This window comes from Arthrobacter sp. ES3-54, from assembly GCF_029504395.1.
Lineage (GTDB): Bacteria > Actinomycetota > Actinomycetes > Actinomycetales > Micrococcaceae > Arthrobacter.
In genome coordinates, this window is the sequence record NZ_JAQFIF010000001.1 from 437,339 (window position 1) to 464,046 (window position 26,708).

General features: G+C 69.5%; 23 protein-coding genes. 15 read left to right on the forward strand and 8 right to left on the reverse strand.

Translation table 11 applies throughout. The features are described from left to right. Positions 1-150 precede the first annotated feature (150 nt). Complete coding sequence (locus M2428_RS02105) at positions 151-1,341, reverse strand: ADP-ribosylglycohydrolase family protein (protein ID WP_277523203.1); 1,191 nt, start codon at positions 1,339-1,341, stop codon at positions 151-153. Positions 1,342-1,644: 303 nt separating this feature from the next. On the opposite strand from M2428_RS02105, the gene M2428_RS02110 reads away from it, so the two are divergent. The 6 genes from M2428_RS02110 to M2428_RS02135 all read left to right on the forward strand — a co-directional run bounded on the left by M2428_RS02110 (position 1,645) and on the right by M2428_RS02135 (position 9,457). Then, positions 1,645-2,001: a DUF202 domain-containing protein gene (locus tag M2428_RS02110; RefSeq protein WP_277523206.1), complete on the forward strand. Its 357-nt coding sequence runs from the start codon at positions 1,645-1,647 to the stop codon at positions 1,999-2,001. A gap of 8 nt (positions 2,002-2,009) precedes the next feature. After that, entirely contained in the window at positions 2,010-2,339 is a 330-nt protein-coding gene (locus M2428_RS02115; protein WP_277523208.1) for a DUF202 domain-containing protein, read from the forward strand. A gap of 158 nt (positions 2,340-2,497) precedes the next feature. Continuing rightward, complete coding sequence (locus M2428_RS02120; RefSeq protein ID WP_277523210.1) at positions 2,498-3,538, forward strand: aquaporin; 1,041 nt, start codon at positions 2,498-2,500, stop codon at positions 3,536-3,538. A gap of 85 nt (positions 3,539-3,623) precedes the next feature. Further along, the gene (locus tag M2428_RS02125; protein WP_277523212.1) at positions 3,624-4,805 is read left to right on the forward strand and encodes an exonuclease SbcCD subunit D; all 1,182 of its coding nucleotides are present in this window, start codon (positions 3,624-3,626) and stop codon (positions 4,803-4,805) included. Next, a complete protein-coding gene (locus tag M2428_RS02130) occupies positions 4,802-7,888 on the forward strand; it encodes an SMC family ATPase (RefSeq protein WP_277523213.1) in 3,087 nt (1,028 codons plus the stop codon). Before M2428_RS02125 ends, M2428_RS02130 begins: the two co-directional genes overlap by 4 nt. A gap of 153 nt (positions 7,889-8,041) precedes the next feature. Continuing rightward, positions 8,042-9,457: an MFS transporter gene (locus tag M2428_RS02135; protein WP_277523216.1), complete on the forward strand. Its 1,416-nt coding sequence runs from the start codon at positions 8,042-8,044 to the stop codon at positions 9,455-9,457. Positions 9,458-9,567: 110 nt separating this feature from the next. Here M2428_RS02135 and M2428_RS02140 read toward each other — a convergent pair whose 3' ends face one another. After that, on the reverse strand, positions 9,568-10,284 hold the full coding sequence (locus M2428_RS02140; RefSeq protein WP_277523217.1) for a helix-turn-helix domain-containing protein: 717 nt from the start codon (positions 10,282-10,284) through the stop codon (positions 9,568-9,570). Between the two features lie 186 nt (positions 10,285-10,470). Here M2428_RS02140 and M2428_RS02145 point away from each other — a divergent pair, with 186 nt between their 5' ends. The 3 genes from M2428_RS02145 (at position 10,471) to M2428_RS02155 (ending at position 14,066) form a co-directional block, all read left to right on the forward strand. After that, positions 10,471-11,010 carry a flavin reductase family protein gene (locus M2428_RS02145; RefSeq protein ID WP_277523219.1) on the forward strand — a complete coding sequence of 180 codons (540 nt, stop codon included), beginning with the start codon at positions 10,471-10,473 and terminating at the stop codon, positions 11,008-11,010. A 76-nt stretch (positions 11,011-11,086) separates the two neighbouring features. After that, on the forward strand, positions 11,087-12,541 hold the full coding sequence (gene hpaB, locus M2428_RS02150; RefSeq protein ID WP_277523220.1) for a 4-hydroxyphenylacetate 3-monooxygenase, oxygenase component: 1,455 nt from the start codon (positions 11,087-11,089) through the stop codon (positions 12,539-12,541). Between the two features lie 190 nt (positions 12,542-12,731). Continuing rightward, complete coding sequence (locus M2428_RS02155) at positions 12,732-14,066, forward strand: MFS transporter (protein ID WP_277523223.1); 1,335 nt, start codon at positions 12,732-12,734, stop codon at positions 14,064-14,066. A gap of 95 nt (positions 14,067-14,161) precedes the next feature. Here M2428_RS02155 and M2428_RS02160 read toward each other — a convergent pair whose 3' ends face one another. The 5 genes from M2428_RS02160 to M2428_RS02180 all read right to left on the reverse strand — a co-directional run bounded on the left by M2428_RS02160 (position 14,162) and on the right by M2428_RS02180 (position 18,944). Beyond that, positions 14,162-14,989, reverse strand: a complete 828-nt coding sequence (locus M2428_RS02160) for an alpha/beta fold hydrolase (protein ID WP_277523225.1) — start codon at positions 14,987-14,989, stop codon at positions 14,162-14,164. 4 nt (positions 14,990-14,993) lie between these two features. Continuing rightward, the gene (locus tag M2428_RS02165) at positions 14,994-15,323 is read right to left on the reverse strand and encodes a biotin/lipoyl-containing protein (protein WP_018775751.1); all 330 of its coding nucleotides are present in this window, start codon (positions 15,321-15,323) and stop codon (positions 14,994-14,996) included. After that, on the reverse strand, positions 15,316-16,395 hold the full coding sequence (locus M2428_RS02170) for an alpha-ketoacid dehydrogenase subunit beta (RefSeq protein ID WP_277523229.1): 1,080 nt from the start codon (positions 16,393-16,395) through the stop codon (positions 15,316-15,318). The genes M2428_RS02165 and M2428_RS02170 overlap by 8 nt, the downstream gene beginning before the upstream one ends. Then, positions 16,388-17,425, reverse strand: coding sequence for a thiamine pyrophosphate-dependent enzyme (locus M2428_RS02175; RefSeq protein WP_277523231.1), 1,038 nt, complete (start codon positions 17,423-17,425; stop codon positions 16,388-16,390). Before M2428_RS02175 ends, M2428_RS02170 begins: the two co-directional genes overlap by 8 nt. A 106-nt stretch (positions 17,426-17,531) precedes the next feature. Then, on the reverse strand, positions 17,532-18,944 hold the full coding sequence (locus tag M2428_RS02180; RefSeq protein WP_277523232.1) for an amino acid permease: 1,413 nt from the start codon (positions 18,942-18,944) through the stop codon (positions 17,532-17,534). Positions 18,945-19,127: 183 nt separating this feature from the next. Here M2428_RS02180 and M2428_RS02185 point away from each other — a divergent pair, with 183 nt between their 5' ends. Continuing rightward, positions 19,128-19,601 carry an Lrp/AsnC family transcriptional regulator gene (locus tag M2428_RS02185; protein WP_277523234.1) on the forward strand — a complete coding sequence of 158 codons (474 nt, stop codon included), beginning with the start codon at positions 19,128-19,130 and terminating at the stop codon, positions 19,599-19,601. Positions 19,602-19,650: 49 nt separating this feature from the next. Here M2428_RS02185 and M2428_RS02190 read toward each other — a convergent pair whose 3' ends face one another. After that, positions 19,651-20,310 carry a maleylpyruvate isomerase N-terminal domain-containing protein gene (locus M2428_RS02190; protein WP_277523235.1) on the reverse strand — a complete coding sequence of 220 codons (660 nt, stop codon included), beginning with the start codon at positions 20,308-20,310 and terminating at the stop codon, positions 19,651-19,653. 297 nt (positions 20,311-20,607) lie between these two features. On the opposite strand from M2428_RS02190, the gene M2428_RS02195 reads away from it, so the two are divergent. From M2428_RS02195 to M2428_RS02215, 5 genes are read left to right on the forward strand one after another with little or no spacing between them, the layout of a single operon-like run. Then, positions 20,608-21,267 carry an NUDIX domain-containing protein gene (locus M2428_RS02195; RefSeq protein WP_277523237.1) on the forward strand — a complete coding sequence of 220 codons (660 nt, stop codon included), beginning with the start codon at positions 20,608-20,610 and terminating at the stop codon, positions 21,265-21,267. After that, complete coding sequence (gene nadA, locus M2428_RS02200) at positions 21,264-22,571, forward strand: quinolinate synthase NadA (protein WP_277523239.1); 1,308 nt, start codon at positions 21,264-21,266, stop codon at positions 22,569-22,571. Before M2428_RS02195 ends, nadA begins: the two co-directional genes overlap by 4 nt. Then, a complete protein-coding gene (nadB, locus tag M2428_RS02205) occupies positions 22,568-24,439 on the forward strand; it encodes an L-aspartate oxidase (protein ID WP_277523241.1) in 1,872 nt (623 codons plus the stop codon). Before nadA ends, nadB begins: the two co-directional genes overlap by 4 nt. After that, positions 24,436-25,410 (forward strand): carboxylating nicotinate-nucleotide diphosphorylase, encoded by a 975-nt coding sequence (nadC, locus tag M2428_RS02210; protein WP_277523242.1) that lies wholly within the window; start codon positions 24,436-24,438, stop codon positions 25,408-25,410. The genes nadB and nadC overlap by 4 nt, the downstream gene beginning before the upstream one ends. Before the next feature lie 8 nt (positions 25,411-25,418). Continuing rightward, complete coding sequence (locus M2428_RS02215; RefSeq protein WP_277523243.1) at positions 25,419-26,573, forward strand: cysteine desulfurase family protein; 1,155 nt, start codon at positions 25,419-25,421, stop codon at positions 26,571-26,573. The last annotated feature ends 135 nt before the right edge of the window (positions 26,574-26,708 follow it).

Consider the following 26,708-nt stretch of genomic DNA (forward strand, 5'->3'; position numbering starts at 1 on the left):
GGACATGTCCATCTCAGCGGGGTGCAACGGGGCATGTCCCGCGGCCAAGCCGGGCGCGCGGGCTTCCGAGCGCAGCCGTCCGCGCTGCGCGAATGCCGAAGACCTAACGCCTGACGCACAGGTGCACGGCCGACAAGTTGCCCGCCGCAGCTAGGAACCGGTGACGGCCGCAAGCCTCGACGCCATGCCCCGGATGACCTCCGGTGCCTCGAGTGCCGCCAGCCAGTCTGCCGGCAGGCACCGCTCGCCGTAGTACGCCCCCAGGATGTTCCCGGCGATCGACGCCGTTGAGTCGCTGTCCCCGCTGTGGTTCACGGCCACCGCAATTGCCGCGCGGAAATGCGCTTGGGCGTCGGGCTCAGCCGTGCCGGCGTCCGCCGTCGCCGTGTCGCCATCTGGCCCTGCTTCCGGCTCCGGAACGGTGGCCAGCACGGCGTACAGCGCCACGGCCAGGGCTTCCTCGGCCACCCACCCCTCGCCGAGTTCGCTGACCAGGTTCTCGGGGCTGAGCACGTCTCCGCCGCCGGGCCGGTCACCGGCCAGCCGCAGGGCCGCCTCCAGCCGTGCCACAACATCCGGATCCGGGTCCTCGCCCTTGCGCAGGATGCCGCCGCGCAGGTGCCCGAGGGCCGATTCCGCCGCTTCGCGCAAACCGTGGCCGGAGGACAGGGCATGGATGACCAGGCTGAACACGCCTGCGCTCTGCCGTGCCGCGGGGTGCCCGTGCGTCAGGCATGCGGCATCGGCGCTGAGCTTGTAGACCGTTTCTGGTTCGAGGTGGGGGATGAGGCCGAACGGCGCCGAGCGCATCACGGTGCCGCAGCCCTTCGACTCTGGATTGACCGGCCGCTTCACGGTGCCCATCTCGCCGGTGGCGAGTCCGCTCAGGCACGCCTTGCCGGGCGAACGCCGGTTCTTCAGGACAGTCTGGGCATCGATCCAGCGTGGCGGCTGGAACGGGGCCGACGCCGGCACCGCGACACCCTGGGTGCCCAGCCAGCGCAGGTAGGCGAGCCACAGGCACGCGTTGATGTCCGATGCCACGCCGTCGTTCGCCCATTCCAGCGCTTCCAGGAGGCCGTCTGCGGTGTACAGCGTCATTTGCGTGTCGTCCGAGAACGGGCTGCCGGCGTCGAGCGCGGAAAAATCCTGCAGGCCCGCGGGGCCGAACCGGGCGCGGATCGCCGAGATATCGTCGAACTCGACGGCGTAGCCCAGCGAATCACCGAGCGCACCGCCGAGCAGGCAGCCGTGGATGCGCGAGCCGTGGGCCGGTGCGGGGGAGTGTGGCTGGCCGGGTGTTGGGGCGGGTGCGGGGCTGGTCCCGGGCTTGGTGCTCATGCCCTCAAATTTACCCGGCGCTGCCCCGCACTCTGCAATGCCGCCGACCCAGCGTCGCGGACCCTGCCCGCACTCTGCAATGCCACCGACCCTGCCCGCACTCTGCAATGTCGCCGTACCCAATGCCGCCGACCCGGCGCCGCGGAGTCAATGCTGCAGACCCAATGCCGCTGTACCCACTGCCGCTGTCCCCAATCCCGCGGGCGGCGGATGTGGAACGCCGGTAGGGTGCTGTTAGGACCCGTCCAGCGGTCAGGCGAAGCAACCGCCGGCGGCGTATCCGTCCGGCAGCGGAGGAAACGAATGCGCGAACCAGCGTGGCGGAAGACCGGGACCACTCCCGATTACAGATTCTCCCTGGCTAACGAGCGGACGTTCCTGGCCTGGATCCGGACATCCTTGGCCCTGATTGCCGGAGCCCTGGCGATTGACCAGCTGGCCCCCGAGATCGCGCCCGGACCCGTGCGGATCGCGTTGTGCGTCATCCTCGCGTTCCTCGGCGCAGGTTTGGCCGCCCTGTCCTACCGCCGGTGGGGACTCATGGAGGCTGCCATGCGTAACAACCAGGAGCTGCCGTTTTCCGGCGTGATGCTGGTGATGACAATCGGCGTCGCAGCCGCGGCACTGGTGTTCGCCGCCCTGATCCTGGTGGCGCGGTGAGGCCTGATATGGCCCGGGACCCTGGGCTGCAGCCCGAGCGGACATCCCTGTCTTGGCGCCGGACGCTGCTGACCCTGATCGTGGCGGACCTGCTGATCTGGCGCAGCTGGGCGCTCGCCGGGTCCCGCGGAGGCGTTCCGGGTCCCGTTGATTTCCTTGGTGTCTGCGCGCTGGCCGCCATGGCCGCGACACTGGTGGTGGCTGTGTGCGTGCTGGTCCGCGGGCGGGAGCTCCGGCGGTCCAATGCCGCGCCGCCGGCTGCGCTCCTGCGCTGGGCCGCCGCCGCCGTCGTCGCCCTTGCCGCCAGCGCCGTGGCAGCGGTGGCCCTGGGGCACTAAGCCAGAATCCAGCGAACATCCAGATTCCGCTGGCAGACTGCTGGCGGACCCATTCTCCGGGCGGCCGAGGCCGCACCCGGACCACCGCCCGGCGGCGGGCCAGCGACGCCGCAACTGCAGCCCCAGGCCGCGCCGCCACCAGCAAAGGAATCCTGACTATGACCCTGCTTGTGCCAGCCCGCGAATCCGTTGGCGTCCAGCCATCGGCCGCCAGCGGCGTTTCGCCCCGGCCCCGACTCGTGGCCCGGCTCTCCGCCGAGGCGCTGGGGACCCTGATCGTGGTGGTCGCAGGCCTGGGCGTGCCGCTCTTCACCATTCCGCAGTCGAACCCGCTGCCCGCCGCCCTGGCCGCCGGCCTGGCGCTGACGGCCGCGATGCTGGCCGTCGGCTACGTCTCCGGCGGCCACTTTAACCCCGCCATCACCGTGGGCAACGCCATCGCCGGCCGGATCCGGCTGGCCGACGCCGCCGCATACATCGGCGCGCAGTTCGTGGGCGCCGCGCTCGGGGCCGTTGCCCTGTTCGGCGTCCTGCGCACCATTCCGACGATCAACGACAGCCAGGGCGCATTCGCCACCGTGGCGGCCGGATTCGGCGAGCACTCGATCATCCAGGTGCCCATGGCCGGCGTCCTGCTCGTGGAGGTCCTCGGCACCGCCCTGCTCGTGGCCGTATTCCTGGCCACGACGGCCAGCCGGAATCCCGCCAGGGCGGCTGCCCCCTTCGCGGTGGGCCTGACGACGGCGATGCTCCTGCAGTTGGGCCAGGCGCTTGGCAATGTTCCGTTCAACCCGGCCCGGGCCACGGCCTCGGCCATCTTCAGCGGCCCGGATGCGCTCGGGCAGCTGTGGCTGTTCTGGGTGGCGCCGGTGGTCGGCGCGGCCGTCGCCGGGCTGGTTTTCCGCGGCTTCGCCCAGAGCACTGTTCAGACAGGCCAGGCCGCTGACCCGGCCGGTGCAACGCTCACCGATGCAGACTTGGACGACGCCGATTTGGATGCCGCCGACGTGGACGACGTCGGCCTGGACGCCGCCGACTTCGGTGATGGCGAGCTGACCGACGGCGCGGACGACGGCCAGAAGGTCGGCGCCGGCCACCGGGGCAACGGGAAGGTGGCCGGCGCTTCGGCTTCGCCCGACCGCACCGTCGCCCAGGACGACGAGGCCCGCAGCTTCTTCGACAGCAAGGGTGGAAAGTAACAACAACTCGGGACCGCCTTTGACTTCGGTCACCCTCCCGGGGTGGTGGCGCAAGAGTGTCGGTGCCAGCCGATACCGTAGGAATATGCGGTTATTGCACACCTCCGACTGGCACTTGGGCCGGTCCTTCCACGGCATCGGCATGCTCGATGCCCAGCGAGCCTTCATCGACCAGCTCGTGACCTTTGTCCGGGACGAGAGCGTGGACGTCGTCCTCATCGCCGGGGACGTCTACGACCGTGCACTGCCGGGAGTCGACGTCGTCGGCCTGCTGGACGACGCCCTGGTGCGCCTCACGGGTGCGGGCGCCCAGGTTGTCCTTACCAGCGGCAACCACGACTCCGCCATCAGGCTGGGGTTCGCGTCGCGGCTGCTCGAGCGCGGGGGAGTGCATCTGCGCACCCGGCTGAACGAACTGGACCAGCCCGTGCTCTTTCCGCTTGGGGACGATGCAGCGGACGATACAGCGCCGGTGCTGGCCATCTACGGGATCCCCTGGCTGGAGCCCCGGCTGGTCGCCGAGCAGCTGGGCGTCGAGACCGCGAGCCACTTCGAGGTCACCCGCGCCGCCACCGAACGGATCCGTGCAGACGTGCGGCATCGGAGCGAGACCCGGACCGTCCATTCGGTGGTCCTGGCGCACACCTTCGCCAGCGGAGGCATCAGCTCTGACAGCGAACGGGATCTGAGCATCGGGGGCGTCGGAGCGGTGCCGCTGGATCTCTTCGACGGCTTCGGCTACACCGCACTGGGCCACCTGCATGGCCGGCAGGAGCTCTCCCCGGCGGTGCGCTATTCCGGCTCGCCGCTGGCGTACTCCTTCTCGGAGGCGAAGCACAAGAAGGGCAGCTGGCTCGTGGAGGTCGACGCCGAGGGAATCGGCGACGTCCGCGCAGTGCACTGGGAAGCGCCCCGGGCCCTCGCCGTACTCCGCGGGAAACTGGATGACCTCCTCGAGTCGGAGGACTTCGCCTGGGCCGAGGCCGCCTACTGCCAGATCACTCTGACGGACGCCGCCCGCCCCGCCCAGGCGATGGACCGCCTGCGGGCACGGTTCCCCGACACCCTGGTGCTCGGCTTCGATCCCGATGGCGCCAGCGCGGCGCCGAAGGCCAGCTACAGCAGCCGGCTTGCCGAAGCCGAGGATGACCTCTCCGTCTGCTGCGGATTCCTCGACCACGTCCGCGGCCGGCCAGCTTCCGACGCCGAAGCGGCCGTTCTCGCCGAGGCGCTCGAAGCCGTGCGCCTGGAAGGGGTCTCCCTGTGAGGATCCACCGCCTGGAGATTGCCGCCTTCGGCCCGTTTGCCGGCACGGAGCGGATCGACTTCGACCGGCTCAGCGCCCACGGCCTATTCCTGCTCAACGGCGCCACCGGCGCGGGCAAGACCAGCGTCCTGGATGCCATCTGCTTCGCCCTCTACGGATCGGTTCCCGGGGCCCGGCAGGACGGGAAGCGGCTGCGCAGCGATCACGCGGAGGCCGCCACCGAGCCCCGCGTCACCTGCGAGTTCTCGGCCAAGGGCCGGCATTTCGAAGTTTCCCGGTCGCCCGCCTGGGACAAGCCGAGCGCCCGGGGCAAGAACGGCTTCACGGTCCAGCAGGCGAACACGCTGCTGCGCGAACGCATCGACGGCGCGTGGGTGGAGAAATCCGGCCGGAACGATGAGGCCGGGGCCGAGATCACCGACGTCCTGGGCATGAACCGGGACCAGTTTACGCGCGTGGTTATGCTGCCGCAGGGCGACTTCGCGGCGTTCCTGCGCTCCAAGGCTTCTGACCGCCTGGAGCTGCTGCAGAGCCTGTTCGGCACCCAGCGCTTTGAAGCCGTGGAACAGGAACTGTCCCGGCGGGCGCTGACCGCCAAAGCGGAGGTCGCGAGCCTTACCACGAAGCTTGACCTGCTCCTGGCGCAGGCCGAGTCTGAAACCGCGGCGCTCGAACTCGACCCCGTAGGTGCCCCCGGCAGGGACCAGCCCGATGCCCTGCTGGCCTGGCTTGACGACGCCGCGGCAACCGCCGCGGACGGCAGGGCGGCCGCCGCTGCCGCAGCCGAGAACCACGCCGCTGAACATGCCGCCGCGTTGGAGGCCGCCAACGCGCGGGCAAACCGCCACGCCAAACTTGCCGCCGCAGAACAGCGACGGATTGACGCCGACGCCGCCGCCCCTCTCCTGCTGGATAAAGCCGCCGCCCTCGGGCTGCACCGCCAAGCCGAAGTGCTTGGCGGCCAGCTGCAGGCCGTGGAAAGTGCCGCGGCAGCTGAGGACCGGGCAGGAACGGCCCTGCGGGAGGCCGCGCGCACGCTGCGGTCCGCGGCACTGACGGACACGGAGCTCGCGGGGCAGGACCTTTTCATCGACGCAGGGACAGGGAAGGCTGCCGACAACGCCGCGGGCCCGCACGCCACATTGGACAGCGCAGCCGTCCGGGGCACCCTCGCACGGCTGCGGTCTTTGCACGCCGTGCTCACCGAACGCCTGCCCGACGAATCCCGGCTCATCGGACTTACTGAGCGCGGCAGCCGGCTGCGCCAGCAGCTTCAGGAGCTGGAAACCGGGCGGCAGACGGGTGCCGCCACCCTGGCCGCCCTGCGCTCCGAGTCGGCGGCTCTGTCCGCCGGAATCCGCCCCCTCGAGGAACTGGCCGCGGAAGTCCAGCTGCGCACCAAGGAGGCCACGGCAGCTGACGAACTCGTGACCATCGTTGGCCGCTTCCTCGCCGCCGAGGCCGAGTGCTCGGCAATCGCGGAACAGCACGCCGCGGCCCGGAACGTACACCAGGACCGGAGGCAGCACTGGCTGGACCTCCGTGAGCAACGGCTCACGAACGCCGCAGCCGAGCTCGCCACCCAACTCCTCGCCGGAGTCCCATGCCCCGTCTGCGGTAGCCCGGAGCACCCGGCACCCGCCCCGGCCGCAGCCTCGGCCCTTGCCGTTGCCGAGGCTGAGAAGGCAGCGCAACTAGCCAGCGACACGGCGGAAGAGACCTTCGCTGCCCTGGGACGCGAGCTCGCCGACGCCCACCAGATCGTCGCCGTCCTGGCAGCCCAGGGCGGCAGCACACCTCCCGAGGAAGCCCGCTCGGAGGCGGCCCTGGCCCGGGAACGGGCCGGGGACGCCGGCCGCGCCGCCACGGACCTTGCTGCCAGCCGGGCCCGGCTGGCAGAACTCGAGGCGGCCATCACGGCCGCGGACCGGGCGCAGGCCGACGCCGCCTCCGGCATCGCCCAAACGCAATCCACGATCGCCGAAATCGACGAACAGGCAGAGGCCCTAAAACACTCCCTGGACAAGCTGCGCGCCAGCCACGCGACGCTCGAACAGCGGATCGCCGCCTTGGCATCAACCGCCTCGGTCCTGGAGCACGCCGACGCCGCGCAGTCGGCCCTCGAACAGGCCGCCGCCCGCACCGGGGAGGCACGCCGGCAACTTGATCAGGCCTTGCCCGCAGCCGGTTTCAGCACCGAAACCGCGGCGCGGGAAGCGCTGCTGCAGCCGCCGGTGGCAGCAAGCCTCGAAACGGCCATCCGGGCGGGACAGGACGAAGCCGCCAGGATCCAGGAACTATTTGCCGGCGAGGACCTCGCTCTGGCGGCGGCCGAGCGGGCCGCTGGGGACCTCGTCAGCGACGCCGTCCTCGAAGAGCTCAGGACGGAATCGGCGGCGGCCGACCGCAAAGCCCGGGAAGCCGTGCTGGCGGCCGGGCTGGCAGAAAACTCGCTCCGGACCCTCGGACGCATCGCCGGTGACTACGCGGAACTCGCCGCCGCCGGCAGGGAACCGCGGGACCGGGCAGCGCTGCTCGCCGCCGTGGCCGACGCCGCCAAGGGCGGAGGCGACAACACCTACCGCATGAGCCTGAATAGCTACGTCCTCGCCGCCCGGCTTGAGCAGGTGGCCATCGCCGCCTCGGAGCGCCTGATTGGCATGAGCGACGGCCGCTACACGCTGCAGCACACCGACGCCAAGGCCGCGCGCGGCGCGAAGTCCGGCCTCGGCCTGGAAGTCGTGGATGAGTGGACCGGCCAGCGCCGGGACACCGCCACCCTCTCCGGCGGCGAGTCCTTCATGGCCTCACTGGCGCTGGCCCTCGGGCTGGCAGACGTCGTGCAGCACGAGTCCGGCGGCGTGGACATCGAGACCCTCTTCGTGGACGAGGGCTTCGGCAGCCTCGACGAGCAGGCGCTGGAACAGGTCATGGACGCCCTCGAAGGCCTCCGCGACGGCGGTAGGGTAGTGGGGCTCGTGAGCCACGTGGCGGAAATGAAGCAGCGCATCGGCACCCAGCTCCAGGTGGTCAAAGGCCGCAGCGGCTCCACCCTGCACATCAGCGACGACACCCGGGTCTGAGCCCCTGTCCTGAGCCCGTCCCCGGACGGCCAGCCCGGCTGGCCGTCCGGGCATCAGCTATCATGGATCTGTTACCGGGTCGCGCGCATCGGGAGGAGGGACGATGCGCACTAATGAGCGAACCCGGAAACCATGAACCCTTCACCGTCTTCTTTGGCGTCTACTCTTGACGCCCCCATTTCGACCAACTCCCCAACGGCGACTGGCGCGCTGCCGGCCCCCGCGCCGGCCAAGGGCGGCCGCTTCGCGCGGCTGCCGCTGCTCGCCGGCCGCAGTTTCATCCCGCTGGGGCTCTTCGCCCGCCTGCCGCTGGCCATGCTCACCGTCGGCGCCCTGACGCTCGTCACCTCCGTCACGGGCTCCTACGCCGTGGGCGGCGCCGCGGCCGGTGCCGTCGGCATCGGTTCCGCACTGGGTGCTCCCGTGCTGGGCGTCCTCGCCGACCGGCTCGGCCAGCGCCGCGTGCTGCTCGTGTCCGCCGTCGCCAACACCGTGGCCATCGTTGCCCTGATCCTCGCGGCGTACCTCATTCCCGGGGCGCAGGACCTTGCCGCCGCTGTCCCCGTCCTGATCACGGCCTTCGTGGCCGGGGCCAGCTGCCCGCAGGTCGGTCCGCTGGCCCGGGTCCGCTGGATGGCGCTGACATCCCGGACATCCGGGCGCGGGTCGGCCGCGAACTCCGCCGACCTGGACACCGCCCTGTCCTATGAGAGCACCGCGGACGAGCTCACGTTCGTACTCGGCCCGGCACTGGTCGGCATCCTCGCGAGCCTGCTCGCGCCGTGGCTGCCGCTGGCCCTGGCCGCGGCACTGACAGCTGTCCTCGTACCCGCCTTCGCCGTCCACCCCACGCACCACGCGGTGGTCCGCACAGCACGGCGCCCGTCCTCCGGCCAGGCAGCTGAACCGGCAGCCGCATCGGCCTCCGGCTTTGCTCCCGCAGCGGCGGGGGACCGGAACGCGGACGCCCGCACGGCGGCCCAGCGCGCCAGGACCTTCGCCGCCGTCGCCCTTCCGGTGCTGGCGATGGTGTGCATGGGCACGTTCTTCGGCTCCACCCAGGCATCCCTGAGTTCCTTCTCCGCCAGCTTCGCCACCTCCGAGCTCGCGGGCCTGCTCTACGCCGCGATGGGACTGAGCTCTGCGGCCGCCGCCCTCTCGGTCGCGTACTGGCCCCGCCGCCTCACGGTGAACGTCCGCTGGATTGCGTGCGCGGGGCTTATGGCCGGGCTCGCATCACTGCTGTTGCTGCCCACGACGGCACTGCCCATGGTCCTCGTGCTGCTGGTGCTGGGCCTGCCCGTCGGCCCGCTCATGGTCACTGTTTTCGCCATCGGCGGCCTCGTGGCTCCGGCCGGAAAGCTCGGCACGGTCATGACGGCCCTGGCCAGCGGCATTGTCGCCGGCACCGCGCTCGGATCCTCCATCGCCGGGCAGCTGGCCCAGAACTTCGGCTATTCGACGTCGTTCCTGGTTCCCGTGTGCGCAGCCACGGCTTTGTTCCTGCTGGGAACCGCAGCCGCCGTCGTACTCCGGCAACGCGGACGGAAGGCGGCGCCGGCCGCCTAAGCCCCGCTAACCCGCCGTTGCGCTATCACTTGTGGTCCCTAAACGGCGCCAGGAGGACATCTGCTGATAGGGCATCGGAGGGAAGCGGGCGACGGCGGCACGTTCCACGCTTAGCCCAGTTGCGCCTCGATGCGCCGCGCGGCCTCCGTGAGGGCCCCGGCGACCTCGTCCGGGTCCTGCGCGGCGCGGATATACACGACGGCGAGGGCGGCCGGCCGGCCGCCCGGCACGCGCAGCGGCACCGCGATGGAGGACACCCCGGGGATCACCTCGTCATGGCTGGCGGCAAAGCCGCGGCGCCGGGCCTCGGCCGCTTCGGCCCGGTACGGGATGCCCGGGACCAGGGCCCGCCACTCCTGTTCCGGGAAGGCGGACTGGATGGCAATGCCCGGCGCCCCGGCGCTGATGGGATGCCGCGACCCCGGGTGCTGCACCACCGCGGCGCCGCTGTGCCTCGGGTCCACCGTCACCAGCGTCACGCACTCCTCCCGGTCCCAGACCGCCACAAAGGCGCTCATGGTCAGGGTGTTGGCCAGCAGGGTCAGCTCCGGCAGGGCCGCCGTCTGCAGGTTGCGGGAGACCCCGCGGGCCAGGACGGCGAGGCCCGGGCCGGGCTGGACGCGGCCGCCGTCGTCCCGCACCAGCAGCGAATGGTCCTCCAGGGTGCGCAGGATCCGGTAGGCCACGGAGCGGTGGACGCCCATGGCATCGGCGAGTTCGGCAATAGTGAGCGGCTGCTGCGCCTCGGCGAGGATCTCCAACGCCCTAATGCCGCGGGAAAGCGTCTGGGACGGGGAAGCCTGGGCAGCGCCGGCATTCGGGGTCATGGGGTCCATCCTAGGGGCGGGGTCGCTGGACGCCGGGCGTGCCGGGCAACCCTTGTGTTCCGGCTCACGGTCCGCTAGCGTTCTATATGGGAACTACTTGTTCGATTATAGAACAACATCCTACCCAAAGCACAGATCAACCACACCACGACCGAACAAGACCGCAACGAACGCAAGGGATCAGTGATGATTGCCAAGCCACGCGACCACGCCGGGGGTGTCCGGGGCCAGGGTCCGCTGTCCGCCCCGCGGGCCAGCCACTTCCGGGGCAGCCTCGGCAGGTTTGCCACCGGCGTCGCGATCGTGACCTTCGACGGCGTAACGAAGCGCCACGGCATTACCGTGAACTCCTTCACCTCGGTCTCTATGGAGCCTCCGCTGGTGCTGGTGAGCATCGCCCGCACTGCCAAGGCCCACGATGAGCTCGCCGGCCGGCCCTTCACGGTGAATATCCTCGGAGCCGAGCAGCGGCATCTGGCTATGCACTTCGCCGGCCGTCCCGGCCCCGAGCCGCTGTGGGTGGAGGGGGACACCGCGCCGCGGCTGTCCAATGTCCTCGCCTATTTCGAATGCAGGCCCTGGGCGGCGTACGACGGCGGCGACCACACCCTCTACGTCGGCGAGGTGGTGGACTTCAACTACCGCAACGGCGATGCCCTGGCGTTCGCCAACAGCACCTTCACCACCATCCCGGAAAGCCAGCTGGGCATGGAGGACCTGCTCTAGCGCAAGCCACATCCATTCAACACAGCATCCAATCAATACGGCTCAGCTCAGCTCAACGACGACTGGAGGAAGACCAATGGGTATCCGTACCGGACGGCAGTACCTGGACAAGCTCAACGCCATGACGCCGCACGTGGTGATCGACGGCGAGGTGGTCAGCGAGAAGATCGCCGAGCACCCGGCTTTCCGCAATGTGGCCCGCTCCTACGCCGGGCTCTTTGACATGCAGCACGACCCCAAGTACCAGGAGGCGCTCACCTACACCTCGCCCAGCACCGGGGACTTGGTCAACGCCTCCTTCCTGGTGCCGAAGACCATTGAGGACCTACAGCGGCGCCGCCGGGCCATCTCCACCTGGGCCGAGTCCTCCAACGGCTTCCTTGGCCGCTCCGGAGACTACATGAACTCCGCGCTCACCGCGCTGGGCACGGCGGGGAAGTGGTTCGCGCAGGCGGATCCGAAGTTCGGCGAGAACATCCGAAAGTACTATGAGTGGGCCCGGGAAAACGACGTCCTCGCCACGCACACCCTCATCCCGCCGCAGGTCAACCGCTCGGTCTCCGGCTCGGAGCAGCTCGGCGGCCAGCTCTCGGCCCGGATCGTGGAGGAGCGCGACGACGGGATCGTCATCCAGGGCGCCCGCATGCTCGCCACCATCGCCCCGATCGCCGATGAGCTCCTCGTGTTCCCGTCCACCGTCCTGCGGGGCACCCCGGAAGACGCGCCCTACTCCTACGCGTTCGCCATCCCCAACGATGCCCCGGGCCTGCGCTACCTCTGCCGGACCTCGCTGTACAACGGCGGCAGCACCCACGACGAGCCGCTGGCCTCCCGCTATGAGGAAATGGACGCCGTCGCGGTCTTTGACCATGTCTTCGTGCCCAACGAGCGCATCTTCATGCTCGGCCACCCGCAACTGTGCAACAGCTTCTACACCGAAACCGGCGCCGGCGCGCTCATGACCCACCAGGTGGTCACCCGCACCATCGCCAAGAGCGAGTTCTTCCTCGGCCTGGCGTCGGAACTGGCCGAGTCGATCGGCATCGACGGGTTCCAGCACATCCAGGAGGACATTGCCGAGCTGATCATCGACGTCGAAATCGGCAAGGCGCTGGTCCGCGCGTCGGAGGCCGACGCCGGGCTCAACGATGCCGGCGTCATGCTGCCGAAGTGGTCCACGCTGAACGCGGCCCGCAACTGGTACCCGAAGATTGCCCAGCGCTTCCCGCAGATCATCCGGAAGTTCTCGGCGTCGGGCCTCATGGCACTGCCGGGCGAGGCGGACGTCAACAGTGAGGCCCGGGAGGACATCGAGCTGTACCTGCAGGGCAAGACCCTGACCGGCCCCGAGCGCGTCAGGCTGTTCAAGCTGGCCTTCGACGCCTCGATCTCCGGGTTCGCCGGGCGCCAGTCGCTCTACGAGTACTTCTTCTTCGGGGACCCGGTCCGCATGGCCGGTGCCCTGGTCAACACCTACGACCGCGAACCGGTCCGGGCCAGGGTCCGCGAGCTGCTCAACCGCACCGACTGACCCCCGGAAGACACTCCCCGGGAATATGTGTGCCCTATCACACATTTCATAGTAGTATTTAGGATACTAACTGACCGTTCGATCAGTAATTCGAGTGCTCCGCAACTTCCGCGGCCAGTACCCAAGAGGCACCAGCTAGTCACTTCGCACCCACTTGGGCAGTACCTCTGCCCCCAGCAACGGAGTTCCAATGACCGCAACTTCACGTGTCGATACCGAGGCGGGCCCCAGCAGCAAGCATGAGGAACGAAAGGTCCTCGCGGGCACGCTGGTCGGCACCACCATCGAGTGGTACGACTTCTTCATTTTTGCCCAGCTGACGGCAACGCTGCTGTCACCGCTGTTCCTGGCACCGCTGAACGCCTCCAACCCGGGCCTGGCGCAGATCCTGTCCTTCGCCCTCATCGGCATCAGCTTCCTGTTCCGCCCGCTCGGCGCCGTCGTCGCCGGCCACCTGGGCGACCGCCTCGGCCGCAAGGCCATGCTGGTCTTCACCCTCATCATGATGGGTGCCGCCACGGCGCTGATCGGCCTGCTGCCCACCTACGCGCAGATCGGTTTCTGGGCTCCGGTCCTGCTGATCCTGCTCCGCGTCATCCAGGGCTTCTCCGCCGGCGGTGAATGGGGCGGTGCTGCCCTGATGGCCGTGGAGCACGCTCCCAAGAGCAAGCGCGGCCTGTTCGGGGCCTACCCGCAGATCGGCGTGCCCGTGGGCATGATCCTCGCCACGGGCCTGCTGTACTTCCTCAACACGTCCATGTCCAAGGAAGACTTCGCGGCCTGGGGCTGGCGGGTTCCGTTCCTGCTCTCCATCGTGCTGATCGTCGTCGGCTACCTGATCCGCCGGGCGGTCGCCGAGAGCCCCGTCTTCAAGGAGATGCAGGAGCGCAAGGAAGGGAGCAAGGCGCCCCTGGGCGAGCTTCTCCGCAACCACAAGAAGGCCGTTCTCTACTCGACGATGATCTTCATCGGCAACAACGCCGCCGGTTACCTGCTGATCGCATTCTTCATCTCCTACGCCACCAAGTCCCTGAAAATGCCTACCCCGCAGATCCTGCTGGCCACCACGCTGGCTTCCTTCGGCTGGCTGATCTTCACCCTGGTCGGAGGCTGGCTGTCGGACAAGATCGGCCGCGTCAAGACCTTCCTGCTCGGTTACGGCATCGTCTTCGCCTGGATGATCCCGATGTTCGCGCTGATCGACACCAAGAACATCGTGCTCTACGGCGTCGCGCTGTTTGTCCTGACCATCGGCCTGGGCCTGTCCTACGGCCCCATGTCCGCGATGTACGCCGAGATGTTCCCGGCGAACGTTCGCTACTCGGGCATTTCGATCGGCTACGCCTTCGGCGCCATCCTCGGCGGTGCGTTCGCTGCCACCATTGCTGAGGTCCTGCTGCAGGGCACCGGGTGGACCGGTTCCATCGGCATCTACATCATGATCCTCTGCGTCATCTCCGCGGTCGGCGTCCTGCTGGCCGGGGAGACGAAGGGCCGCCCGCTCGGCGTCAGCAGCCACCACTAGGCGGTTGTTCCGGCAGGCAAAGCAATACACAAGAGAGGCACGGACCGCGGTCCGTGCCTCTCTTGTGTCTTGCCTGTGTTGCGCTGCCTGTCTGCTTAGACGCCCAGGAAGCTGATGGCACCCTGCTTGAAGGCGCGGCTGGTGATGGCGTTGGTGTGGTTGCGGCCCGGCAGCACCAGCTGTTCGACCATGCCGCCGGCCTTGGCGCCGAGGGCGGCGAGCTCCGGCATGGAGGCGGCACGGTCGTCCTTTTCCCCTGCCACGAGGAGCATGGGCATGCGCGGCACGGCCTCGGCGGGGTCGTACGGCTCGGTTTTGATCGCCTCGATAAGGGACAGCAGCGCGAAGATGTTGTTGCTGGGCAGCAGCATGGCCATCTTTAGCAGCCCGGCGGTGGATTCGTCCGCGATCGGGGTGCCGTCGGCCAGGTACCGCTGCGCGGCGATCAGGTCGAAGTCCGCCAGGGGGTCGGCGACGTTGGGGCCGCCCAGGACCAGCCGGTGCACCAGCTCGTGCTGGGTGGCGCCGAACTCCCAGGCGAGCCGGGATCCCATCGAATAGCCGATAACGTCGAGGCCGCTGGACGGGTCGCCGTCGCGCAGGGGACGCACGCCGGCGTCGAACACTATCTGCAGCAGGTCAGCGCGAATCCGGCTGGGGGAGTAGGAGTCCATGTCCTCCGGCGCGCCGCTGCGGCCGTGGCCGGGCAGGTCCACGGTGATGACGCGCCGGCCGGCCTCAAGGAGCGCGGCGAGCCAGCCCGTGTCCTCCCAGTTGAGCTTCGAGGAGGAGGAGAAACCGTGCAGCAGCAGGACCGGACGGAGCCCGGCGTCGTTCTGGGGCTCATGCACCTGCACGTACAGCTGGGGGTCGGTGCCCTCCACGGTGTGGGAATGCAGTTCGCCGGTGTGTCTGCCGCTCATGCTCTCAGTCCTCATCAAGTACGGCGCTCAGGCGGACCCGGCGCTTTGGTGCCTCTTCCTTCGGGACCGTGCCCACGATGCCGGCGGTGTTGTCCGGCACCTCAAACACAATCAGGGGCTCGCCGACATTGATCTTGTCACCGGGCCCGCCGTAGATACGCACTACCTTACCTGCCTGCGGGCTGGGCAATTCAACGGCCGACTTGGTGGTTTCGACCTCCACCAGCGGCTGGTTGCGCTCCACCTGCTCGCCCGGTGAAACCAGCCATTCCAGCACGGTTGCCTCGATCAGGCCCTCGCCGAGATCGGGGAGCGGGAAGGAAATTTCAGCCACGTTTGTACTCCAATACTCGCTGGATGCCGAAGAGGATCCGGTCAATGTTCGGGATGTATTCATCTTCGAGGTCGCCCGAGGGGTACGGGACATCGAAGCCGGTGACGCGCTCCACCGGGGCCTTGAGGGTATCGAAGCAGCTTTGCGTGATCAGCTGCGCCACCTCGGCGCCGAGGCCGGAGGTCAGCGGCGCTTCGTGGACGACGACGGCGCGGCGCGTCTTGCGCACGGAGGCGGCCAGCGCTTCGGCGTCGATCGGCTTGAGCCAGCGCAGGTCCAGGACCTCGATGTCGATCCCGTCCTCGGCGGCGAGCTCGGCCACCTGCAGGCAGCGCGAGACCATGGCACCCCATGCAACGAGCGTGAGATGGCGGCCTTCGCGCATCACCTTGGCACCGGTGGGGGAGCCGCCGCCTGTATCGTGCCGGGCGGCGTCGACCTCACCCTTTTGCCAGTACCGCGACTTCGGCTCCATGAAGATCACCGGGTCCGGCCGCGTGGCGGCGTACTTGAGCAGGTGGTAGGCCTCATGCGGGTTCGACGGCGAGACCACCTTGAGGCCCGGCACGTGGGCGAAGAGTGCCTCGAGGCTTTCGCCGTGGTGTTCGGGGGCCCGGATGCCGCCGAAGCTGGGCACGCGCAGGGTGATGGGCATCGGCATGGTGCCACGACTGCGGTAGTTCATCCGGGCGATCTGGCAGACGATCTGGTTGATCGCCGGGTAGGCGAAACCGTCGAACTGGACCTCGGGAATGGGGTGGAACCCGGCCATCGCCAGGCCCACGGACATGCCGAGGATGCCGGATTCCGCCAGCGGGGTGTCAAAGACGCGCTGCACGCCGTGCTTGGCCTGCAGCCCGTCGGTGATGCGGAAGACGCCGCCGAGCCGGCCGCAGTCCTCGCCGAAGATGACGGCCTTGGGGTTGTCCGCGAGGACCTCGTCCAGGGCGCGGTTAAGCGCCTGCTGCATCGACATCACGGTGGTTGATGCGGGGCTGGCTGTGTTCTCGGCAGTCTTCTCGGCAGTGTCGTCGCCTGCGGCGTCTACGCCTTCGAGAATCGAGTTAGACATGTTCGGACTCCTCGCGCCAGTTGGCGGCCTGGGCCTGCAGGGCCGGGGTGGTTTCCTGGAAGACCAGGTCAAACATTTCACTGCCGGGCCGGGAGCCGAGCCCCTGGATGCCGGTGCGGATCTGCTCCTCTTCAGCCTTGGCCGCAGCCAGCGCCTCGGCGAAGAACGCCTCGTCCGCGATTCCGTCGGCCAGCAGCCGCTGCCGGAGCCGCTCGAGCGGGTCGGTGCCGGCGCCGTCGCGTTCCTCGTCCAGGGAGCGGTAGCGGCCCGGATCATCGGAGGTAGAGTGCGGGCCCCGGCGGTAGGTCATGGCCTCGATGAGCACCGGGCCGTTGCCGGAGCGGGCATGCGCGAAGGCGCGGCGGGTCGCCTCGAGGACCGCGACGACGTCGTCGCCGTCGATCTTTAGCGCCGGAATCCCGTAGCCGGCGGCGCGGGCCGCGACGGAGCCGCCGGCCACCTGCCGTTCGGTGGGGACCGAGATGGCCCAGCCGTTGTTCTGGACGAAGAACACCACCGGCGCCTTCATCACGGCGGCGAAGTTCATCGCCTCGTGCACGTCGCCCTGCGAGGAGGCGCCGTCGCCGAAGTAGGTCAGGGCGACGCCGTCTTTTCCATCGAGCGTCTGGCCGTGGGCCCAGCCGACGGCGTGCAGGACGGAGCCGGCGACGACCGCCTGGATCGGGGCCAGCCGGGATTCCATCGGGTTGTACAGGCCGCCGTGCCACGTGGCCTTGTGGGTGGACATGTAGGCCACCATGTCCACGCCCATGGTCCGGGCGACGCCCATTTCGCGGTAGGTGGGGAAGACGAAGTCCCGGGTGGTGTCCACGGCGTAGCCGCTGCCCACCTGGGCCGCTTCCTGGCCGAGCTCGGGGGCGTAGCCGGGGATGATGCCCTGCCGTTGCCAGGCGATGGCCGACGTGTCGAGGTGCCGGACGGCCACCATCAGCGAATAGAGCTCGCGGAGCTCGTCGGCAGTGAGCGGTCCGGCAGCGCCGCCGGAAGCCACGGGGAGAAGTGTGTCCATGCCTGTGACCCTAGTCACCGGCGGCGGGGTGGGCAATCAGCCTAGGTTGGGCTGCCCAGACTGCACACTTTTGCCGTCCCTGCCGCCGGTGAGCTTGGCAATTTGTCTAGCGGGTCTGCTGGTCGGCCGCTACGCCGGCGCGGCGGTTGCCGGTGATCCGGGCGCCGATCCAGCACGCCGCGGCGATGCCGGCCACCAGTACCAGGGTGCTGAACAGCTGCTTGCTGCTGTCCGGGCTGCTGAAACCGACGGCGAAGATCAGGGCCAGGAGCACCAGCCCGAAGATCGTCAGGGCAGGGAAGCCCTTCATCCGCAGCGGCAGCGGGGTGCCGTCGCGGTCCGCCCGGCGGCGCAGGATCAGCTGGGAGACCAGGGCCGAGCCCCACACCACGAGGCACGTGGAGCCGACAAGCTGGAACAGCGCCGGCAGAATCTGGTCCGGGAAGAGCAGTTCCAGGACGGCGGCCAGGAAGCCGAAAGCCACGGAGACGCTCACCGCCACCACCGGGACCCGGGCCGAGTTGAGCTTCGAAAGGAACCTCGGGGCTTCACCGCGCTCAGAGAGCGAGTACACCATGCGAGACGCACCGTAGAGGTTGGCGTTCAGCGCGGACAGCAGCGCGATGACGGCCACCAGGGTGATCGCGGCACCCGCACCCGGGATCCGCGCGACGTCGAGGACGCCGGCGAAGGGGGACTTCAGGGCCGCAGAGGTTGAGGGAAGGACGGCCGCGATGACGAAAACCGAGCCGATGTAGAACACGAGGATCCGCCAGACCACGGTGCGGATCGCCTGGGCGACGCTGCGCTCCGGGTTCTCGGTCTCGGCAGCGGCCACGCTCACAATCTCAGTGCCGCCGAAGGCGAAGATCACGACGAAGAGTGCGGTGGCGATGCCGCCGAGGCCTGCCGGGGCGAAGCCGGAAGTGAAGTTGCTAAGGCCTGGGGACGGGACGTCCGGCAGCCAGCCCAGCAGCAGGGCCGCGCCGATGGCGAGGAAGATCACGATCGCGGCCACCTTGAGGATGGCGAACCAGAATTCGAACTCGCCGAAGCTCTTCACGCCCGCCAGGTTAATGGCGGTGAACAGGGCCATGAAGACCAGGGACAGTGCCCAGACGGGGATCACCGGCCACACCGTGAACAGGAGCCCGGCCGCACCGAGGGCCTCGGCGGCGATGACCACCACGAGCTGCAGCCACCAGAGCCAGCCGACGGTCGCCCCTGCGGTCTTGCCCATGGCTTTTTGCGTGTAGACGGAGAAGGCGCCGCTGTTGGGGTTGGCCGCGGCCATCTCGCCGAGCGCCCACATCACCAGGATGATCAGGGTTCCGGCAACAAGGTAGGAAATCAGCACGGCCGGTCCCGCCGCCTGGATTCCTGCCCCCGACCCGAGGAACAGGCCGGCGCCGATCGCGCTGCCCAGCCCCATCATGGTCAACTGGCGCGGCTTCATGCTGTGCCCCAGGCTCGGGGCGGGAACCGCGGTGGGTAGCGTCGCGGTGGACTTCGTTGTCATGGCGAACCTTCGTGTGGTTTGGATCTGTGCGTCCTTATGGGACCTATTGAATTTACCGTCTTTGGGCCGGCGCTACGGATCGCCGGGGCGCCCCCGCCGTGAGAGCATGGTGGCAGTTTGCTCACTGAATCGGGGCATTGGCGGCGGTTTGTCACACCCGGGCCGCTCGGAAAGGAAAAATCCATGGACGTTGATCCGCTGGATGCAAAGCTTGTCCGATTTTTCACGGATTCTCCCAGGGCCTCGGTCCTGGAAGCCTCCAGGGTGCTGAAGGTAGCCCGCGCCACGGTGCAGTCGCGGCTGGACCGGATGCAGGACGCCGGCGTGATCGGCTCATGGGTGCCGCACCCGGATCCGGCGCACTTCGGCTACCCGGTGGTGGCGTTCTGTTCCCTCACGATCAACCAGGACCTCGGGCACGACGCCGTCGTGGAGGCCCTGGCGCGGATCCCCGAACTGATCGAGATCCACACCGTCTCCGGCAGTTCCGACCTCATGGCCCGCATCGCCGCACGCTCCAATTCGGACCTCCAGCGCGTTCTCGATGCCATGATCGCCACCAGGACGGTCCTGCGGTCCTCGTCCGTGATCGTGCTCAACACGCACTTCCAGGGGCGCACCCTGCCGCTGCTGGAAGCCGCGGCCGCAAGCAAGTGACAGGCCAGGCCGGTGAGCAGGGCGGGCATGCCGCGGCCCGGGGAACCGGCTAGAGGACGCTCAGGCCCTCGGGCAGGCCGGTCCGGCCGGTAAGCAAGAGCAGCAACTCACCGGCGGCCGGCAACCGGGAGCCGATGGCTCCGGCGAGCTCCAGGGAGGCCGCGACCGCCGGGGCCAGGGAGGCGGGCGGCGGGAGCCCCAGGGCGCGCGCCAGGTCCAGGGTGTGCACGGCCAGTTCGAAGGTCCGGGTCGGCAGGTAGTCGATGAGCGCCATTGCCCCGGCGGGTGTGGCCACCAGGGCATCGTCCGGAGTGTTCCTGACGAGGACGGTGACGCGTTGGACCAGCTCCCGCACGGCTGCGGCCGGGTCCTCGCCCAGGGCTTCCCCGGTTTCCCTGCCTCGCTGCGCGATCGCGTCCGGCGAGGCGGCGTCCCGGACGGCCAGGAAGTATTCCACCGGACCCGCCACCCGCTCCCCGGTGGCCGGGGTGGCGAGGTAGGTCTCCACGGTGGTCAGGGCGCGGCTCGTGTGGCCGGTCAGGGCCCGGACGTCCCATTCACCCAGCGCCGGCCGCGGCCACGCCTGGTCCGGTACCTGTCCGGCGAGCTCCAGGAATGCCTGGGCCGCCCCCGCGTAACGGGCCCTGACTGCTGCTGAGTCCCTACCCTTTGAGTCCCCACCCTCCGGGGCCATGTCTTCTCCGTCCATAGCCCCGATTGTTACCGTTGCCGGCTCCCGCGGACAAGCCCGGACCGAACCCCGGCAGCGCCGGCGCCTCGGCCGTGTCCGCAAATGTGCCCGCCCATGTGACCTGAAACATTTTGCGCCCTGCCGTCGCGGCCGTATCATTAGTTCTAGTCAATTTGACTATAACTAATCCGGCGGTCGCGCCGGATCTGTCCGGGCAGTCCACCGCTGGACCCGCCCGGGACCTCAGAGGGCGGGTGAACCACCGTTTACACCACAGCAGCCAACGTCTCGGAGCGCCAGACCGCGCCGCCGTCGTTGGCCATCTCCACCGTGATCTTTGCGCTGCGCCCCAGCGAGAAGTCCGGACGGCCCACGCTGTGGATCCCGCTGGTGCGGCGGATCCGCGAGCCGTTCAAGGGCCTCTGGGCCCTGCCCGGCGGCCCGCTCACCCACTCCGAATCCCTCCAGGACGCCGCCTCGCGGAACCTGCGCGACACGACGGGGCTGGCCCCGAACTACCTCGAACAGCTCTACGCCTTTGGCGGGCTGCACCGCTCGCCCACCCAGCGCGTCGTCTCGATTGTGTACTGGGCGCTCGTCCAGCCCACGGAGGCCGCGCTCGCCGACGAATCCGAAAACGTCCGCTGGTTCCGCGCCGACCGGCTCGGCGAGCTGGCCTTCGACCACAACGCGATCGTCGACTACGCCCTGTGGCGGCTGCGCAACAAGATGGCCTACGGATCCATCGCCTACCACCTGCTGGGTGAGTACTTCACCCTCGCCCAGGTCCGGGAAGTCTACGAGGCCGTCCTGGACCGCGAACTCGATCCCGCCAACTTCCGCCGGCAGGTCAAGGCCACGCCGGAAATCGAAGAAACCGATCAGTACCTGCAGGGCGGCAAGCACCGCCCGCCACGCCTTTACCGCTTTACCGGCCGCCCAGGCCTTGACCCAGACAACAGGAGCACACCATGAGCAGCGTCAACGCGGCAATCCAGCTGATCACGCGCGAGCAGGCCACCACCATGACGGGGGCCGCGGCCGCCTCCACCTGCAGCCCTGCGCTGGCCCGCGGGCCCTGGGACTACGACCTCGCCGAGGCCCTCGCCGGAGTGCCCGCCTACGGACCGGGCGCCTCCTCCGCCGACGTCGCACCGGTCTCGACTCCCCGGCAGGGCCGGCTGCCGGAGGAGTACAAGCTCGCCAGCGACGCCGAACTCGACGCCCGGATCCGCGCCGCCAAAGCGGCACTGGGGGACCGCGCCGTCGTGCTGGGACACTTCTACCAGCGCGACGAAGTGATCGAATACGCCGACTTCGTGGGCGATTCCTTCCAGCTCGCCAATGCGGCCCTGACCCGGCCGGACGCCGAAGCCATCATCTTCTGCGGCGTGCACTTCATGGCCGAGACCGCGGACATCCTGTCCCGGCCGGACCAGGCCGTGATCCTGCCCAACCTCGCCGCGGGTTGCTCCATGGCGGACATGGCGGACATCGACTCCGTCACCGAGTGCTGGGAACAGCTCGAGGAAGTCTTCGGCACGGAGCCCGACGCCGACGGCCGGGTCCCGGTCATCCCGGTCACCTACATGAACTCCTCCGCAGCCCTGAAGGGCTTCTGCGGCGAGCGCGGCGGGATCGTCTGCACCTCCTCGAACGCCGCGACGGTGCTGGAGTGGGCGTTTGAGCGCGGCCAGCGGGTGCTGTTCTTCCCGGACCAGCACCTGGGCCGCAACACGGCCAAGGCCATGGGAGTGCCGCTGGAGCATATGCCGATGTGGAACCCGCGCAAGGACCTCGGCGGCAACGACGAACAGACGCTGCTCGATTCCCGGGTGATCCTCTGGCACGGCTTCTGCTCGGTCCACAAGCGCTTCAACGTGGGCCAGATCGAGAAGGCCCGCGCCGAGTTCCCCGGCGTGCAGGTGATCGTGCACCCGGAATGCCCCATGGAGGTGGTGGATGCCGCCGATTCCGCCGGGTCCACCGACTTCATCAAGAAGGCCATCGCCGCGGCCACGGAACCCACCACGTTTGCGATCGGCACCGAGATCAACATGGTGAACCGCCTCGCCGCGGAATACCCGCAGCACACCATCTTCTGCCTGGACCCGGTCATCTGCCCCTGTTCCACCATGTACCGCATCCACCCCGGCTACCTTGCCTGGGTCCTGGAAGCGCTCGTCCGCGGCGAGGTGCTCAACCGCATCACCGTGGACGAGGACGTTGCCGCCCCGGCAAAAGTGGCGCTGGAACGCATGCTGGCGGCGCGGCCGTGACCAGGCGGCTCGTGATTGTCGGCAGCGGGGTTGCGGGGCTCTACGCCGCGCTGCTCGCCACCGAGGCCGCCACCGCCGGCGGCCGTGACATCGAGGTGGTCCTCGTGAGCAAGGGGACGCTGGAGCAGAGCAACACCTTCTACGCCCAGGGCGGCGTCTCCGCCGTGCTGGCACCGGAGGATGCCGCCCCCGGGGACTCCGTGGCAGCGCACATCGCGGACACGCTCGCCGCCGGTGCCGGGCTGAACGACGTCGAGGCAGTCCGCGTCCTGTGCACCGAGGCCGTCCGGGACATCACCGGCCTGGGCCGCTACGGCGTGCATTTCGACGCCGGTCCCGACGGCGGACCGGCCCTGGGCCTGGAAGCGGCGCATTCGGCGCCGCGCATCCTGCACGCCGGCGGCGACGCGACGGGCGCCTGCATCGCCCGCGGGCTCGTCGCCGCCGTCCTGGAACGCGCGGTCCTGGACCGTGCTGTCCACGGCCGGCTCCGGGTGGAGACCAGCGCCTTCGTCACCAACCTCCTGACCGAATCGGAAGTCCTGCCGGAATCTCTGTCGAATGCACTGTCACAGCCAGGCAGCGAGCCCCCGACGCCGGCCCGGGTCACCGGCGTGGCCTACCTGGCCGGCGGCCGGCCCCAGCAGCTGGCGGCCGACGCCGTCCTACTCGCCACCGGCGGTGCCGGCCGACTCTTTGCCCGCACCAGCAATCCCTCCGTCGCGACGGCCGACGGGCTGGCCCTGGCCTGGCGTGCCGGCGCCGCGGTGCGGGACCTCGAGTTCTTCCAGTTCCACCCCACCACCCTTGCCGCCGAGGAGGTCCCGGGCGGGCCGCCAGCCCTGCTCATCTCCGAAGCGGTCCGCGGCGAGGGGGCGGTGCTGCTGGATTCCGCGGGGTACCGCTTCATGCCGGACTACCACCCCGATGCCGAGCTGGCCCCCCGCGACGTCGTCTCCCGCAGCATCGCGCTGCACCTGGCCGCCACCGGGGCCGCGCCGGACAGCCCGGTCTATCTGGACGCCCGTGGCATCGAGGCAGACCGGGGCGCGGGCTTCCTGGCCCGGCGGTTCCCGACCATCACGGCGGCCACCCTCGCCGCCGGCTACGACTGGACCGCAGAGACGGTACCTGTGTCCCCGGCCGCGCACTATTGGATGGGCGGCGTGTGCACCGACCTGCGGGGCCGCACGTCCGTTCCCGGCCTGTACGCCGCCGGCGAGGTCGCCCGCACGGGCGCGCAGGGGGCAAACCGGCTGGCGAGCAACTCGCTGCTGGAGGGCCTCGTGTTCGGCCGCCGCGCGGTCGAGGACTTCCTGCGCGCGCCCGTGCCGGACACGGCCTGGCTCTCGCCGGCACGCGAGGACGTCCATCCCGGCAGCCGCGTCCCGGCCGCAGCAGCCGTTTCCCCAAGGACAGCCGCCCCCTGGGCCACGGAGGTTCCTTTTAGCCGCGCGGCCCTGGGAAGGCTCATGACCGCGGCTGCCGGAGTCACGCGCACGGGCACCGACCTCGACGCCGCCGCGTTCCAGCTGGCGCAGTGGGCCGCCGACCTTGAAGCGGCTGACATTGAAGCCGCTAACTGTGAAGCGGCTGACCTTGAAGCCAGCGACTTTGAAGCAGGGGTCCGCGCCGGGCTGGACCAGGCCTCCCACGAGGACCGGAACCTGCTGCTGGCTGCGGAACTCCTCGTGGCGGCGGCAAGGCAGCGCACGCACTCCGTCGGCGCCCACTACCGGGCAGACAGCACGGCTGGAGTCGCGCACCCCGCGGTGCTGGTTGCCCCTGCACGCTCCACATCGATGGCCGGTAAGTCCGGCCCCCGGCATGCCTCCGCATCCCGTCCCAAGCAAAGGATCTCGTCATGACAGCACCCGCTGCCACTGCAGCCACCGGAACCGCTGCACGCCCCACCGCACAGCCGGCGCTCGCCGGGAGCCTGCCGGAGGCCGCCGTCCTGGCCGTCCTCCGCACGGCGCTGCAGGAGGACGCCCCGTACGGGGACATCACCTCGCAGGTGCTCATCCCCGCGCAGGCGCGGGCGACGGCGGTGCTCAATGCGCGCGTTCCCGGCGTGCTGAGCGGCGGGGAGGTCTTCGCCGCGGCGATGAAGCTGACCGACCCGGGCGCCGTCGTCGAACTGCTGGTCAACGACGGTGCGGCCTTCACTGCCGGAACCGCCCTGGCCCGGGTCACCGGGAACGCCCGCGCCGTCCTGCTGGCCGAACGCGTCGGCCTGAACCTGGTTCAGCGGATGAGCGCCATCGCCACCAAGACCGCCGAGTTCGTGGCGCTCGTGGACGGCACCGGGGCGCGGATCACCGATACCCGGAAGACGACGCCGGGGCTGCGGGTGCTGGAACGCTATGCCGTACGCTGCGGCGGCGGCGCCAACCACCGTTTCAGCCTGTCCGACGCAGTCCTGGCCAAGGACAACCACCTGGCCGTTCTCACCGGCGGTGATCCGGCCAAGCTGACCGAGGTGCTGCGCGGCGCCAAGGCCCAGCTTGGCCACACAACACACTTCGAGGTGGAAGTTGACACCATGGAGCAGATTGAGCCGGTTCTTGCCGCCGGGGTTGACACCATCATGCTGGACAACTTCTCCTTCGCCGAGCTGGCGGCCGGCGTCGAGCTGGTGGGGGGCCGGGCCCGGGTCGAGGCCAGCGGCAACGTCAATCTCGCCACCGTGACGGACGTCGCGGCCACGGGAGTGGACGTCATCTCGATCGGGGCCCTGACGCACAGCGTCACGGCCCTGGACCTCGGCCTGGACATTGAGCTTGATGTCGAGCCCGGTGCCGGGCCCGTTTTTGCCCCGGAACAGACGGCCGGCTGAGGCGCACCGTGATCTTCCTCGACGCCGCTGCCACCACCCCGGTGCGCCGCGAGGTGCTGGAGGCCATGTGGCCCTACCTCACGGGCGAGTTCGGCAACCCGTCAAGCCATCACTCCCTGGGGGAGGCGGCCGCCACGGCGCTCGCCGGGGCCCGTGCCGCAACCGCCAAGGCCCTGGGCTGCCGCCCCGGGGAAGTCGTCTTCACCTCCGGCGGCACGGAAGCGGACAACCTCGCCGTCAAGGGCATCGCCCTGGCCCGCCGCGCCGCCGATCCGAGCCTGGACCGGGTGGCGATCAGCGCCGTCGAACATCCTGCCGTGGAAGAATCCGCCAGGTACCTGGAACGGGTCCACGGCTTCGCGGTTGACGTGATTCCCGTGGACCGCTTCGGGCAGGTGACGGAAGAGGCCCTAGCTGCGGCGCTGCAGCCCCGGACGGCCCTGGTCAGCATCATGTACGCCAACAACGAGGTCGGCACGGTCCAGCCCATCGCCCGGCTCGCGGAGCTGGCCCGCGCCCACGCAGTCCCGTTCCACACCGACGCCGTCCAGGCCGCCGGCTGGCTGCCGCTGGACACCGGCGCACTGGGCGTGGACGCGCTGAGCATTTCCGGCCACAAGCTGGGCGCCCCCAAGGGCAGCGGCGCGCTGTTTGTGCGCGGACGGCTCCGGGTTGAACCGCTGGTCCACGGCGGCGGGCAGGAGCGCGGCCGCCGCTCGGGAACGGAAAACGTCGCCGGGGCCGTGGCGCTGGCGACGGCCCTCACACTGCCCCGGGAACCGGCCGGGCGCGTCGCTGCCCTCCGCGACGGGTTCATTGACGCTGTGCTGGCCGGTGTTCCGGGCGCGTTGCTCACCGGGCACCCCACCGAGCGGCTGCCCTCGGTGGCCTCCTTCTGCTTCCCGGGCACCAGCGGCGAGTCCGTGCTGCTGGAACTCGAACGCCAGGGCATCATCTGCTCCAGCGGTTCCGCGTGTGCGGCCGGCTCGGATGCGCCCTCGCCCGTGCTGCTGGCCATGGGCATCGAGCCCGAGGCCGCCCAGACGGCGGTGCGGTTCAGCTTCGACTCGACCGTCACGGCAGCGCAGTTGCAGGAGGCGGCGGCCGCGGTCCGCACCGCCGTCGGCAGCGTCCGCTCCCTGGGCACCCCAACCACCGGTTGAGCTATCACTAAATGTCCTTAACGAGCACCGGTAGCAGCTGTTGAGTCTCATGACTTAATGGACATTTCTGTCGCAAGACATCGTGGACAGTGTGTCTCAGGACATCGTGGACACTCGGACCGGTTTTGCTCGGGG

Excerpts from the sequence above, each read along its gene's own strand:
- M2428_RS02105 (WP_277523203.1), bottom strand. The coding sequence starts at position 1,341 with ATGAGCACCAAGCCCGGGACCAGCCCCGCACCCGCCCCAACACCCGGC.
- M2428_RS02110 (WP_277523206.1), top strand. The coding sequence starts at position 1,645 with ATGCGCGAACCAGCGTGGCGGAAGACCGGGACCACTCCCGATTACAGA.
- M2428_RS02115 (WP_277523208.1), top strand. The coding sequence starts at position 2,010 with ATGGCCCGGGACCCTGGGCTGCAGCCCGAGCGGACATCCCTGTCTTGG.
- M2428_RS02120 (WP_277523210.1), top strand. The coding sequence starts at position 2,498 with ATGACCCTGCTTGTGCCAGCCCGCGAATCCGTTGGCGTCCAGCCATCG.
- M2428_RS02125 (WP_277523212.1), top strand. The coding sequence starts at position 3,624 with ATGCGGTTATTGCACACCTCCGACTGGCACTTGGGCCGGTCCTTCCAC.
- M2428_RS02140 (WP_277523217.1), bottom strand. The coding sequence starts at position 10,284 with ATGACCCCGAATGCCGGCGCTGCCCAGGCTTCCCCGTCCCAGACGCTT.
- M2428_RS02145 (WP_277523219.1), top strand. The coding sequence starts at position 10,471 with ATGATTGCCAAGCCACGCGACCACGCCGGGGGTGTCCGGGGCCAGGGT.
- hpaB (WP_277523220.1), top strand. The coding sequence starts at position 11,087 with ATGGGTATCCGTACCGGACGGCAGTACCTGGACAAGCTCAACGCCATG.
- M2428_RS02155 (WP_277523223.1), top strand. The coding sequence starts at position 12,732 with ATGACCGCAACTTCACGTGTCGATACCGAGGCGGGCCCCAGCAGCAAG.
- M2428_RS02160 (WP_277523225.1), bottom strand. The coding sequence starts at position 14,989 with ATGAGCGGCAGACACACCGGCGAACTGCATTCCCACACCGTGGAGGGC.
- M2428_RS02170 (WP_277523229.1), bottom strand. The coding sequence starts at position 16,395 with ATGTCTAACTCGATTCTCGAAGGCGTAGACGCCGCAGGCGACGACACT.
- M2428_RS02175 (WP_277523231.1), bottom strand. The coding sequence starts at position 17,425 with ATGGACACACTTCTCCCCGTGGCTTCCGGCGGCGCTGCCGGACCGCTC.
- M2428_RS02180 (WP_277523232.1), bottom strand. The coding sequence starts at position 18,944 with ATGACAACGAAGTCCACCGCGACGCTACCCACCGCGGTTCCCGCCCCG.
- M2428_RS02185 (WP_277523234.1), top strand. The coding sequence starts at position 19,128 with ATGGACGTTGATCCGCTGGATGCAAAGCTTGTCCGATTTTTCACGGAT.
- M2428_RS02190 (WP_277523235.1), bottom strand. The coding sequence starts at position 20,310 with ATGGACGGAGAAGACATGGCCCCGGAGGGTGGGGACTCAAAGGGTAGG.
- nadA (WP_277523239.1), top strand. The coding sequence starts at position 21,264 with ATGAGCAGCGTCAACGCGGCAATCCAGCTGATCACGCGCGAGCAGGCC.
- nadC (WP_277523242.1), top strand. The coding sequence starts at position 24,436 with ATGACAGCACCCGCTGCCACTGCAGCCACCGGAACCGCTGCACGCCCC.